This is a genomic window from Burkholderia diffusa, from assembly GCF_902499115.1.
Lineage (GTDB): Bacteria > Pseudomonadota > Gammaproteobacteria > Burkholderiales > Burkholderiaceae > Burkholderia > Burkholderia diffusa.
The window spans coordinates 128590-140831 of the sequence record NZ_CABVPN010000005.1; the positions used below are offsets into that span (position 1 = coordinate 128590).

Sequence of the window (12242 nt, forward strand, 5' to 3'; positions counted from 1 at the left end):
CGTCCGTTATGTGGAGTGAAATCAGTAACATCGGCGACGCCGCGCTGACCCTGCCGGTCGCGCTGACCTGCGCGGTCTGGCTCGCGTTGTCCGACTGGCGGCTCGCGGTGCGCTGGATCGTGCTGCTCGCGGCCGGCATGAGCCTGGTCGGGGCGACCAAGATTCTCTATGCGGGCTGCGGTGTCGAAATTCCGCAGTTCGACTTCCGCGTGATCAGCGGCCATACGATGCTGTCGACGTCCGTGTGGACCGTCGCGCTGTCGATGCTGTGGCAGGCCTTCCGTGCCGGCAAGGTGCCGGGTGTGGCGGCGGGCCTCGCCGTCGGCGCGGTGACGGCCGTCGCGCGCGTGTTCGACCATTCGCACACGATTCCCGAAGTCGTCGTCGGCTGGCTGCTCGGCGCGCTGGTCGCGCTGGTGTTCCTGCGGATCTACGACCGGTCGCACAAGCGCTCGGTCTCGCCGCGCATCGCAGCCGTCTGCCTGCTCCTCGTGTCCGGCATCGCGTACGGGAATCGCGCACCGTTCCAGCAGATGATCGATACGCATTCCCCGCAGTTCTGCGCATTCATGCACACGTCCGGCAACGGGTCCTGATGGCCGTTCTTTCCGGGGCGTCAGCGCCCCCGGTGTCACGGTGTCAGGTGAGGTGGTCACCCGCGGTGGCGGCACCTCCAACTCTCATCCCGTTCTTTCCTCGTCATTGTCAAAATCCGGCGTTCTGCCTTCATTGAATCGATATTCGCGGTGACCCGGCGCGCGGAACAGGCTCGTCCTGTCGCCCGGCGATACGCAGGTCATGAACTGCGTCTATGACCGGGCATTACGAATATTCATTTCATCGATCGCCGGCAATCGCGTACGCTGGCGTTCGTTCGATCGTGGCCGCAGCGGCGGCTTGCCCGATTTGTCCGGCGCGGTCCGGCCGGCTCGCTATACTCGCGCAAACCATGCGGCGGTCGGCCGGCGCACGGCAACCGCCGTCGCGGCACCGGTCCGCCTCGACGATTCACGATAGGAGCAGGTTCCATGACAGTCGTTTCCCCGCGCCTCGCAGGCAAGTGCGCGTACATCACTGGCGCCGCCGGTGGCCTGGGCCGCGCGATCGCGCGCCGGATGGTCGAGCAGGGCGCGCGCGTGTTCCTGACCGACATCGCCGACGCGGCGGTGCTCGACGCGTTCGTGCATGAACTCAACGCGGGGCACGCGGCGCCGGTCGCGTTCGCGGCCACCCAGGACGTGCGCGACGAGGCGCGCTGGCAGGCGCTGCTCGCGCAGGCGAACGAAGCGATGGGCGGGGTGTCGGTGCTCGTCAACAATGCCGGTGTCGGGTCGATCGGGGCGCCCGCGCAGATCCAGCTCGACGAGTGGCGGCGCGTGATGGCGATCAACGTCGAGAGCATCGTGCTCGGCTGCAAGCACGCGCTGCCGTACCTGGGCGCAAGCCACCCGGCGTCGATCATCAACATCTCGTCGGTGGCCGCGTTCAAGGTCGAGCCGGATTTCACGGCGTACAACGCGTCGAAGGCCGCGGTCGCGTCGCTGACGAAGTCGGTCGCGATCGACTGCGCGCGCCGCGAGCTCGACGTGCGCTGCAACTCGATTCACCCGGCATTCATTCGCACGGGCATCGTCGAGCCGCTGTTCCAGTCGCTCGGCGAACGCGATGCGACGCGCAAGCTCGCACGCGGCATTCCACTGCGCCGGCTCGGCGATCCGGACGACGTCGCGCATGCGGCCGTCTATCTGGCATCCGACGAAAGCCGCTTCGTGACGGCCGCCGAACTCGTGATCGACGGCGGCATGTGCGCGGTCTGACGCGCATCGACGACAACAACCGGAGGAGAACATCATGTCGACACCCGTGAACCGCCAGCTGCTTCTGAAGACGCGCCCGGAAGGGCGGGTCGGCCGCGAACACTTTTCGCTCGTCGAAACACCGGTGCCGGCGCTCGCCGACGGCGACTTGCTCGTGCGCGTGCTGTATCTGTCGATGGATCCGACCAACCGCGTATGGATGAGCGACGTGCCGCAATACCTGCCGCCCGTCGCGATCGGCGAAGTGATGCGCGCGCTCGGCATCGGGCGCGTGGTCGCGTCGCGCCATGCGGGTTTCGCGCCAGGCGATCTCGTACAGGGGCTGGTCGGCTGGCAGGACTATGCGGTCGTGCCGGCCGACCAGGCCGCGCAGCTCGTGAAGCTGCCCGCGCAGTCGGGCCTGCCGCTGCCGACGCTGCTCGGCGCGTGCGGGATGAGCGGCCTGACCGCGTATTACGGGCTGACCGACATCGCGCCGGTGCAGCCCGGCGAGACGCTCGTCGTGTCGGCGGCGGCCGGCTCGGTCGGTTCGATCGCCGGCCAGATCGGCAAGATCCACGGCGCGCGCGTGGTGGGGATCGCGGGCGGCGCGGACAAGTGCCGCTACCTGACCGAGACGCTCGGCTTCGACGCGGCCGTCGACTACAAGGCCGACGATTTTCGTCAGCAGCTCAAGGCAGCGACGCCGGACGGCGTGCACGTGAACTTCGAGAACGTCGGCGGCGAGGTGATGCGCGCGGTGCTGTCGCGGATGGTGATCGGCGGGCGCGTGGCGCTGTGCGGCGTGATCTCGAACTACAACAGCGGCCGCGCAGCGGACGACGTCGGCGTGCTGATCTCGAAGCGGATCACGATGCGCGGCTTCCTGATCCTCGACTACCGCAAGAGCCGCGAAGCCGTGCAGACGCTCGCCGGATGGCTGCGCGACGGCCGGCTCAAGGCCGAGGAAACCGTCGCCGACGGGCTCGAGAATGCGCCCGACGTGCTGAATCGCCTGTTCGACGGCGACCATCGCGGCAAGCTCGTGCTGCGCGTCGATCCGGACGCATGAGCTGCCGCGCTGACGCGGGTTGAGTCTGCATAGTCCGGCATCAATTTAGGACGTATCCCATATATCGTTCCGGCCGCTCTCCTTAAAGTAATTGCCAGCAAACGGCGGCGTGACATGCGCGTCACGCCGCCGTTTTTCATTTGCACGGCAAAACGGGAGGCGAAACATGCAAACGAAGACGGGGCAGGCAGCACCGGCGGCGGTGCGCGATCGAACGAAGCGGTGCATCGACGCCAGACTGCGGAGCGTCGCAGCCGGGTTCGGCATCGCATTCGCGATGTCGGGCGCGGGTGCGGCTGAGCCGGTGCACGCGAATGGCATCGTGCGATTCAGCGGTGCGCTCGTCGATCTGTACGACGTGAGATTCGACGCGCCGTCGATCGGGGCGTCAAGCAGTGCGACCGCGGCGACACTCCGGTTCGATGCGCATGGCCGGCGCCTGCCCGGCGCGCATGTGGCGCTCGTGGAACTCGATGGCCAGCCGCTTTCGCGGCCCGCGGGAGCGGAGGTTCGCGCGACATGGCGCGATGCGCGCGACGATCGAATCGTGCCGCTGGATTCGGGGCGCGCGTATCGTGTCGGCCCGTATGGCGGCGTGCTGACGGTCGCGGGGCCGGACATGGAAACGGGCGCCGTGGCGCCCGTCGTGATCAGGATTCGACATCCGTGACGCGTCGCGTCATTCGCCCTGTTCGGCTCGCGCGTAAATATCCCAGCTCGCCATGAACAGCGCGGCGACGAGCGGTCCGATCACGAAGCCGTTGATGCCGAACAGCGCCATCCCGCCGAGCGTCGAGATCAGCACGACCCAGTCGGGCATCTTCGTGTCCTTGCCGACGAGGATCGGGCGCAGCAGGTTGTCGACGAGGCCGATCACGCCGACGCAGAACGCGACGAGGATCACGCATTTCCAGATCGCGCCGATCGCGAGGAAGTAGAGCGCGGCGGGCACCCACACGAGGCTTGCGCCGATCGCCGGCAGCAGCGACAGGAACGCCATCAGCGCGCCCCACAGCACGACGCCCTCGATCCCGAGGATCCAGAAAATCAGGCCGCCGAGCGCGCCCTGCACGAGCGCGACCGCGATGTTGCCCTTCACGGTTGCGCGTACCACCGTCGTGAACTTCGCGAGCAGCAGGTTCTTGTGCTCTTCGTCGAGCGGCATCGCGCGGCGCACGCGGCGGCCGATCTCGCCGCCGTCGCGCAGCAGGAAGAACACCATGTACAGCATCACGCCGAAGCTGACGACGAACTGGAACGTGTTCTGGCCGATGCTGAGCGCCTGGGTTGCCGCGAACTGGCTGATCTGCGCGGCACCGTCGGTCAGCTTCTTCTGGATGCCGGGGATGTTGGTCAGGCCGTATTTCTGCAGCAGGTTCTGAATCGACGTCGGCAGCGCGTGAATGATGTCATGGAAGTACTGCGAATAATTCGGTTGCGCGCTCTTCAGCTCCTGGTACACGTACGCGATTTCCTGCACGAGCGTCGCCGCGACGAATACGAGCGGCAGGATCACGATCAGAATGATCAGCGACATCGTCACGAGCGCGGCGAGGTTGCGCCGCTTGCCGAAGCGTGCGGCAAGCCAGCGCTGCACCGGCTGGAACAGGATCGCGAGAATGGTGCCCCAGAAGACGGCGCCGGAGAACGGCGCGAGTATCCAGCACAGTCCGACGGTGACCGCGAACAGCAGGAAATAGAAGAATTTTTGGTGATCGTGTCCGCTTTCCATGGATGGTTCGCGCAGATTGATGCCTGGTTTGATTGAATCTCGTTGCCTCGGGCGCGATCGGCTCGCGAACGTCACGGGTTCGCGGCGAAGCGCGCGCAGGGCGGCCCGACGGGCAGTATGCCCGCAAAGGTGCCGCCATCATAGCCGCCGCGCGCGGCGCACGCGAAAACGCCGCGACCGGAGTCGCGGCGTTGCCGGGAAGCAAATCGGCCCTGGGGCCGTGTCGACGCGTCAGATGTGGAGCCGGGTGATCTTGGTGCCGTTGACCGACAGGTCGCCCATCAGGCCCGCGTTGGTCAGGATAAGCACCTCGACTGGAGCGGTGGCCGTATTGGAGTCGACCGCACCGTTCGCGCCGACCTTCACGACCGCGACGGAGGCGTCGGCGCCGGCCGACCAGCCTTCGGACTTGCGGAACGAGTCGAGCGCATCCTGCGTCATGAACAGGAACACGATGGCCTTCGATTGCGCGCCGGCCTGCAGGCCCACCGACAGCGACGACGTGTTGTAGTAGCCGACGGTGCTGCCGCCGACACGCAGCGCACCGTTGCCGGACTGGCCGCCGACGATGAAGCCGGCCTGCAGCACGTTCGGGAACACGAGCACGCCGCGCGATTTCGCAACGAGCTCACGCGAGCCCGGCACCGTCGAATAGAGGCGCGACAGCGTCGCGTTCACGCTCGCATCGATCGACTCGCGTTTCGACGCGCTGGCCGATGCGTTGTCGGGTTTGTCGGGCGTGGTGGTGCAACCGGCAAGGGCGAGACTGCCGAGCATGACGGCGGCGGCGGCTTTCAGGGCGAGAGACTTCTGCATGGCGTTTCTCCTTCGTTGTCGGGTTGAGAACGGATGGGCGGCCAGCCCCGTTCAACGGCGGGCAAGCAGCAGGCCCGCGACGAACGCGAGGCCCGCGACGACGCCCGCCGTCTGCCATGGGTTGTCGTGCACGGCTTGCGACACGCGCTCGGCCGAATCGCGCAGCCGGGCGGCCGCTGAGCCCGACGCGTAGTCGAGCGTGCTGCGCGCTTCGTCGAGCCGTGACTGCACGCGCTTGCGCAGCGCGGCGATATCGCCGTCGCCGTCGTTCTTCAGCAGGTCTTCCAGTTCATCGACCAGCCCGCGCAGATCGTCCGATACGTCCGCATGCAGATCGCGGGCGGCCGAGCGCGCCGAGCGTCCCACGCGCCGGCCGGTACGACGGATATCGGACAGGCCGCGGTCCAGCTTGTGTTCGATCGAGTCAGTGAGCGCCATGATGTTTATCCTCCTTGGATTTGATTTGCTGGCCGGATTTGCAGCCAATTTGAAGATAAGACCAATCCCAGCAACCAATGTGATTCACATCAGCCAATTGAGTTTCGAGACAAATTTTCAATTCGTCGGCAAGTTTCCCGGGAAGCCCCGCGCGACGGGGCGGGGCGGTGGTTGAAAAAATTTCGCGCATCGGGCGAAACGGCGTGGCGAGCCGTTGCGCGACATGAAAGTCCGGTAAATATGGCGTCGCGCGATGCGTCAGGTAAATAGTGCCGTTGCATCTGCCAGACCCATGCAATTGCACTAGTCGTCCATTTCTTCGTGGAGCAGGGTTTGTGCCCGCGACGGCTCAGGCGGCACCGTCGTCCAGCGCCAGGTCGATGACGAGTGGATTCGAGCGCGCGCAGCGGAGAGGACGAGCGACGCGGCAAGCATGAGCGGCGGCAGGCGTGACAAGGCGCGCTCCACGAGAAGAAAATTCGAGGGTTCGTGCAAGCATCCTGACGGCAACATCGCGTGTTGTGATCGAATTGGCCATCAGGCCAGTGCCGAACGGCCAACGATGACGGCAGGGCCGGCCAAGGCTGCTACGCTTCGCATCTGACACGTCGTTCCGGCCTGCGATCCGAACGCTTGCGCGCACGGCCCCCACAGGAGAATTCCATGTCCTACATGCTGTTGATTGTCGAGCCGACCGGCCAGCGCGCCGAACGCACGCTCGAAGACGGGCAGGCGCTGTACGCGCGCATGGTCGATTTCGCGGAGACGCTGAAAGCGCGCGGCGTGCTGCGCGGCGTCGAGTCGCTGGAGCGCTCCGAACGCGCGACGCGCGTGCAGGTGCGCGAAGGCGAGACGCGCCTCGTCGACGGCCCGTTTGCCGAGGCGAAGGAAATGGTCGGCGGCTTCTTCATCGTCGACGTCGACACGCGCGACGAAGCGATCGAGATTGCGCGCCAGTGTCCGGCCGCGCAGTGGTGCACGGTCGAAGTGCGCGCGGTCGGCCCGTGCTTCCTGTGACAGCTGCGTCTCGGTATTTACCCTGATTCGTCGCGCGGCACGTCGATCCGGCGGTCTGCCGCCCGTCGTCCGGATAAGGCGCCGATGAGCGGACGCCCTTTTCACCGATGACAAGGAGTGAGCGATGCGATTCATGATCATGATCCGGGCGAACGCCGTCAGCGAATCCGATGCGTTGCCGGACAACCGGCTGGTCGAGGCGATGACGGTCTACCACGAGGAACTGGCCAGGGCCGGCGTGCTGCTCGATGCGAACGGCTTGCGGCCGAGCGCGCGCGGCTGGCGCGTGCGGTACACCGGCGGCAAGGGCACGGTAGTCGACGGCCCGTTCGCGGAGACGAAGGAATTGATTGCCGGCTACACGTTGATTCAGGTGCGCTCGCGCGACGAGGCGCTCGAATGGACGCGCCGGTTTCCCGCGCCGTTCGGTGCCGAAATGGACTGCGAGATCGAGGTGCGGCCGTTGTTCGAGCTCGACGACCTCACACCGAGCGACGCGGTCGAGCGGTTTCGCGATCTCCACGTCGGCCGCACCCACGCCTGATTCTGCGCGAATCCAATCTCACCGGAGCATCCGTCATGCACAAGATGGTTTTCATCAACTTGCCCGTGGCCGACCTGCCGCGCTCGAAGACGTTCTACCAGGCACTCGGCTTCGAGGTCGTGCCGGCCTATACCAACGAACAGGCCGCCTGCATCAAGATCAGCGACACGATTTTCGCGATGCTGCTCGTGCGGCCGTTTTTCCAGACCTTCACCGGCAAGACCATCGTCGATCCGGCGACGCAGGTGCAGGTGCTGTCGTGCCTGTCGTGCGACAGCCGCGCCGAGGTCGACGCGATCGTCGCGAAGGCGCTCGCGGCCGGCGGGTCCGCGCCGCAAGCGCCGCGCGAGTATCCGAACATGTACGGCCACGGATTCGACGATCCGGACGGTCACGCATGGGAGCTGATGGCCATGCCGCTGGATGCGTCCGCCCAGGGGCAGGCGTCGTGATGCGTGAGGCGACTCACCGTGCGATCGAAGCGGTCTGGCGGATCGAGGCGCCGAAGATCATTGCCCGCGCCGCGCGCGTGGTGCGCGACGTCGGCGTGGCCGAGGAGCTCGCGCAGGACACGCTCGTCGCGGCGCTCGAGCACTGGCCCGTCGACGGTGTGCCCGACAACCCGGCCGCGTGGCTGATGACGGCCGTGAAGCGGCGCGCGCTCGACCGGGTCCGGCAGGAGTCGCTGCATGCGGCGAAGCGCGACCAGCTCGGGCATGAAATGGACGCGCTCGAAGCGCATGTCGTCCCCGACATCGCGGACGCACTCGCCGATGCGAGCGCCGACGATATCGGCGACGACCTGCTGCGGCTGATCTTCACGTCGTGCCATCCGGTGCTGTCGACCGACGCGCGCGTTGCGCTGACGTTGCGGCTGCTCGGCGGGTTGACCACGAGCGAGATCGCGCGCGCGTTCCTGTCGCCCGAGCCGACGATCGCGCAGCGCATCGTGCGCGCGAAGCGCACGCTCGCGGCGGCGCGCGTGCCGTTCGAGGTACCGGCCGCCGATGCGCGGCCCGCGCGGCTCGCGTCGGTGCTCGAAGTGATCTACCTGGTGTTCAACGAAGGCCATGCGGCGACCACGGGCGACGACTGGACGCGCCCGGCGCTGTGCGACGAGGCGCTGCGTCTCGGCCGCGTCCTGGCGGGGCTCGTGCCGGATGAAAGCGAAGTGCTCGGGCTCGTCGCGCTGATGGAACTGCAGGCGTCGCGCATGCACGCGCGGACCGATGCGCAGGGGCGGCCCGTGCTGCTGCTCGACCAGGACCGCAGCCGCTGGGATCCGCTGCTGATCCGGCGCGGCCTCGCCGCGCTCGAGCGGGCGACGAAGCTCGGGGGCATGCGTGGCCCGTACGCGCTGCAGGCCGCGCTGGCGGCGTGCCATGCGCGCGCGCGGCACGCATCGGAAACGGACTGGGCGCAAATCGTCGCGCTCTACGACGCGCTTGCGGAAGTCGCGCCGTCGCCGGTCGTCGAGCTGAACCGCGCGGTGGCGGTGGGGATGGCGTTCGGGCCCGCCGCGGCACTGGAAATCGTCGACGTGCTGCGCGACGATCCGGCGCTCGCCCGCTATCACTGGCTGCCGAGCGTGCGCGGCGACCTGCTCGCGAAGCTCGGCCGCGCCGACGAAGCGAAGGTCGAGTTCCGTCGTGCGGCGGAATTGACCCGGAACGAACGCGAAAGGGAATTGCTGCTGAAGCGTGCGACGGATGCGTGACGCATGACGAGCGACGCCGGTGCGAGTGCACCGGGCGTCGCGCCGGAAGGCCGGAAGCCGAATCTCGAGCGAAACGCCGACCCACCCGGCGACGCGCCCATCAACTTGTCCCTTATTCCCGCCCTCCGCTATCGCGTGGATTGAAAAAGCCTATTGGGGGATGCGAACGCCAGCGCCTAGATTAAAAGGCACGAAGCGTGCGCGTCCGGCATACGCTTCGTGCCCCACATACATCATCGGCCAGGCTTCGCACGCGGCCGCGCCGGCTCGAACGGAGGCACACATGGCTCAACTCAAGGGCAGCAAGACCGAAGAGAATCTGAAGGCCGCATTCGCGGGCGAATCGCAAGCGAACCGGCGCTATCTGTATTTCGCTTCGAAGGCCGACGTCGAAGGCCAGAACGACGTCGCCGCGCTGTTCCGCTCGACTGCCGAAGGCGAAACGGGCCACGCGCACGGCCACCTCGAATACCTGGAGGCAGTCGGCGATCCGGCGACGGGGCTGCCGTTCGGCTCGTCGCGGCTGAACCTCGAATCGGCGATCGCCGGCGAGACGCACGAATACACCGACATGTATCCGGGCATGGCGAAGACGGCGCGCGACGAAGGCTTCGACGAAATCGCGAACTGGTTCGAGACGCTCGCGAAGGCAGAACGCAGCCACGCCAACCGCTATACGAAGGCGCTCGACGCACTCGTCGACTGACGCGGGTCCGGCAGCAAGGCAGCACGGCCCGGCCGGACATCCTGCGGCCGGCCGTGCGTCGATCGCTGCCCGCATCACGCGGGCGGCGAGTCCGCGCGCATGCGCGCCACGCTGGAGCGCCCCATGCCACACAAGGAAGGCAGTCTCGAAGCCCCGACGCGGCATCCGCTCGACTGGCAGTCCGAAGCGTTCTACGACCAGGCCGCGATCGATGCGGAAATGACGCGCGTGTTCGACATCTGCGCCGGGTGCCGGCGCTGCGTGTCGTTGTGCGGCGCGTTTCCCACGCTGTTCGATCTCGTCGACGAAACGCCGATGGGCGACATCGAGGAAGTGCCGAAGGACGCGTTCGGCAAGGTCGTCGACCAGTGCTACCTGTGCGACCTCTGCTACATGACGAAATGCCCGTACGTGCCGCCGCACGCATGGAACGTCGACTTCCCGCACCTGATGCTGCGCGGCAAGGCAGCGCGCTACAAGCGCGGAGAGGCGCCGCTGCGCGACAAGGTGCTGTCGAACACCGACGCGCTCGGGCATTTCGCGGGCATTCCGATCGTCACGCAGACGGTGAACGCGGTGAATCGCACGCCGCCCGCGCGTCACGCGCTCGAAGCGGCGCTCGGCGTCGATCGCAACGCATGGCTGCCGGAGTTCGCACCGCGCAAGTTTCGGCGTGCCGCGAAGCGCTCGGACGGCCCGCCGGTACGTGACGGCGAACGCACGCCCGGCAAGGTCGCGATCTACGCGACGTGCTACGTGAACTTCAACGAGCCGGGTATCGGCCACGACCTGCTGGCGATCCTCGCGCACAACGAGATCCCGTACGAGCTCGTCACGCGCGAAGCGTGCTGCGGGATGCCGCTCCTCGAGCAGGGCAACCTTGAGGGCGTCGCCGCGAAGAAGGCCGTGAACATTCCGGTGCTGGAGCGTTATGCGCGCGAAGGCTATGCGCTGATCGGCGCCATCCCGAGCTGCGTGCTGATGTACAAGAGCGAACTGCCGCTGATGTTTCCCGGCGACGACGCCGTGCGCGCGGTGGCCGATGCATTCTGGGATCCGTTCGAATACGTGATCGCGCGACATCGCGACGGTTTGCTGAAGACCGACTTCAAGCAGGGCCTCGGCACCGTGTCGTATCACGTGCCGTGCCACGCGCGTGTGCAGAACATCGGCCGCAAGACGGCCGACACGCTGTCGCTCGTGCCCGATACGCGCGTGAACGTCGTCGAGCGCTGCTCGGGGCATGCGGGCACGTTCGGCGTGAAAAAGGCCTTCCATGCGGACGCGATGCGGATCGGTGCGCCGGTGTTCAAGGCGATGGCCGAGCCGAAGCCGGATGTCGTGTCGTCGGACTGCGCGCTCGCCGGGCATCACATCGTGCAGGGCATCGACGAGAAAGGCTTGCCCGCCGCGCCGCTCGCGCATCCGCTGACGCTGCTGCGCCGCGCGTACGGTATCTGAACCGGCCGCGCCACGAAGACATCGACGCTATCCAAGGACACGCCATGACGCTGACCCGCGACTCGCTGCTGACGCTCGAAGCGTACGCGAAGATCCGCAAGACCGAACACGCGCGGCTCGTCGCGTACAAGCGCCGCCGCGCGGTGGCGCTGGGCAACCATCTGCGCCTGCTGTTCGAGGACGAGACCACGATCCGCTACCAGATCCAGGAAATGCTGCACATCGAGAAGATCTTCGACGAGGCCGGCATCGAAGGTGAACTGGAAGCCTATCTGCCGCTCGTGCCCGACGGCACCAACCTGAAGGCAACGCTGCAGATCGAATACGAGCACGAGGCCGAACGGCGGGCGGCGCTCGCGCGGCTGATCGGCGTCGAGGATCGCGTGTACCTGCGGGTCGACGGGCACCCTGACGTCTATGCGATCGCCGACGAGGATCTGGACCGCGACAACGCGGAGAAGACCTCGGCCGTGCATTTCGTGCGCTTCGAACTGGGCGAGCCGATGCGGGCGGCGCTCAAGGGCGGCGCGACGCTGTCGATCGGCTGCGATCACCCGGCCTACACGATGCCGCCGCAACGGGTGGACGCGGACGTCGCCGCGTCGCTGGCCAGCGATCTGCGCTGATGCGTGCGGCCGGGTGCCGCTTTTCGTATCGCGCGATTCCCCATCGTTCCGACCCGGAACGCGGCGCCCGATCGTCGCGCCCGCCGCTGTCGGCTGTCTGCTACGCCGAGGATGTAACAGACCCGTCGACGCTTGCATGCCGGGAAACGATGTGCATCGACCTGCGATCGCTTTCACTACTCGCAGAGAAACAATAAAAAGATTGTGCACGGGGAAAATTCAGTTCAATCGAGTTTGAACGATTTACCGATCCGCGAATATCTTGTTACGAATTTTTCCCTGATTTACCGATTTTCGGCGGCAATTCCCGGAATTGT

At 66.7% G+C, this 12242-nt stretch carries 15 protein-coding genes; 11 read left to right on the forward strand and 4 right to left on the reverse strand.

The features are described from left to right. Nucleotides 1–8: 8 nt before the first annotated feature. The 4 genes from BTE28158_RS06890 (at nt 9) to BTE28158_RS06905 (ending at nt 3538) form a co-directional block, all read left to right on the forward strand. Entirely contained in the window at nt 9–596 is a 588-nt protein-coding gene (locus BTE28158_RS06890) for a phosphatase PAP2 family protein (RefSeq protein WP_151048603.1), read from the forward strand. A gap of 432 nt (nt 597–1028) precedes the next feature. Beyond that, nucleotides 1029–1817, forward strand: a complete 789-nt coding sequence (locus tag BTE28158_RS06895; protein ID WP_151048602.1) for an SDR family oxidoreductase — start codon at nt 1029–1031, stop codon at nt 1815–1817. 34 nt (nt 1818–1851) lie between these two features. Further along, nucleotides 1852–2868 (forward strand): NADP-dependent oxidoreductase, encoded by a 1017-nt coding sequence (locus BTE28158_RS06900; RefSeq protein WP_151048601.1) that lies wholly within the window; start codon nt 1852–1854, stop codon nt 2866–2868. Nucleotides 2869–3034: 166 nt separating this feature from the next. Continuing rightward, nucleotides 3035–3538 carry a hypothetical protein gene (locus BTE28158_RS06905; protein WP_059601624.1) on the forward strand — a complete coding sequence of 168 codons (504 nt, stop codon included), beginning with the start codon at nt 3035–3037 and terminating at the stop codon, nt 3536–3538. Between the two features lie 9 nt (nt 3539–3547). Here the strand turns inward: BTE28158_RS06905 and BTE28158_RS06910 are convergent, their stop codons facing one another. The 4 genes from BTE28158_RS06910 to BTE28158_RS06925 form a co-directional block, all read right to left on the reverse strand. Continuing rightward, a complete protein-coding gene (locus BTE28158_RS06910; protein WP_059678859.1) occupies nt 3548–4600 on the reverse strand; it encodes an AI-2E family transporter in 1053 nt (350 codons plus the stop codon). Between the two features lie 231 nt (nt 4601–4831). Continuing rightward, nucleotides 4832–5416 carry a BPSL1445 family SYLF domain-containing lipoprotein gene (locus BTE28158_RS06915; RefSeq protein WP_059601628.1) on the reverse strand — a complete coding sequence of 195 codons (585 nt, stop codon included), beginning with the start codon at nt 5414–5416 and terminating at the stop codon, nt 4832–4834. A 51-nt stretch (nt 5417–5467) separates the two neighbouring features. Further along, nucleotides 5468–5854 (reverse strand): ElaB/YgaM/YqjD family protein, encoded by a 387-nt coding sequence (locus BTE28158_RS06920; protein WP_059531622.1) that lies wholly within the window; start codon nt 5852–5854, stop codon nt 5468–5470. Continuing rightward, nucleotides 5841–6158, reverse strand: coding sequence for a hypothetical protein (locus BTE28158_RS06925; protein ID WP_151048600.1), 318 nt, complete (start codon nt 6156–6158; stop codon nt 5841–5843). Before BTE28158_RS06925 ends, BTE28158_RS06920 begins: the two co-directional genes overlap by 14 nt. A 359-nt stretch (nt 6159–6517) precedes the next feature. Here BTE28158_RS06925 and BTE28158_RS06930 point away from each other — a divergent pair, with 359 nt between their 5' ends. The 7 genes from BTE28158_RS06930 to BTE28158_RS06960 all read left to right on the forward strand — a co-directional run bounded on the left by BTE28158_RS06930 (nt 6518) and on the right by BTE28158_RS06960 (nt 11925). Continuing rightward, a complete protein-coding gene (locus BTE28158_RS06930; protein ID WP_059466554.1) occupies nt 6518–6871 on the forward strand; it encodes a YciI family protein in 354 nt (117 codons plus the stop codon). 124 nt (nt 6872–6995) lie between these two features. Beyond that, nucleotides 6996–7415, forward strand: coding sequence for a YciI family protein (locus tag BTE28158_RS06935; RefSeq protein ID WP_059466553.1), 420 nt, complete (start codon nt 6996–6998; stop codon nt 7413–7415). Between the two features lie 35 nt (nt 7416–7450). Next, on the forward strand, nt 7451–7867 hold the full coding sequence (locus tag BTE28158_RS06940; protein ID WP_059601629.1) for a VOC family protein: 417 nt from the start codon (nt 7451–7453) through the stop codon (nt 7865–7867). After that, nucleotides 7864–9132, forward strand: a complete 1269-nt coding sequence (locus BTE28158_RS06945; protein WP_151048599.1) for an RNA polymerase sigma factor — start codon at nt 7864–7866, stop codon at nt 9130–9132. The genes BTE28158_RS06940 and BTE28158_RS06945 overlap by 4 nt, the downstream gene beginning before the upstream one ends. 283 nt (nt 9133–9415) lie before the next feature. Next, nucleotides 9416–9838, forward strand: a complete 423-nt coding sequence (locus tag BTE28158_RS06950; protein ID WP_059466550.1) for a rubrerythrin family protein — start codon at nt 9416–9418, stop codon at nt 9836–9838. Nucleotides 9839–9961: 123 nt separating this feature from the next. After that, nucleotides 9962–11299 carry a heterodisulfide reductase-related iron-sulfur binding cluster gene (locus tag BTE28158_RS06955; RefSeq protein ID WP_151048598.1) on the forward strand — a complete coding sequence of 446 codons (1338 nt, stop codon included), beginning with the start codon at nt 9962–9964 and terminating at the stop codon, nt 11297–11299. A gap of 44 nt (nt 11300–11343) precedes the next feature. Next, the gene (locus tag BTE28158_RS06960) at nt 11344–11925 is read left to right on the forward strand and encodes a DUF3501 family protein (RefSeq protein WP_151048597.1); all 582 of its coding nucleotides are present in this window, start codon (nt 11344–11346) and stop codon (nt 11923–11925) included. Nucleotides 11926–12242 lie beyond the last annotated feature (317 nt).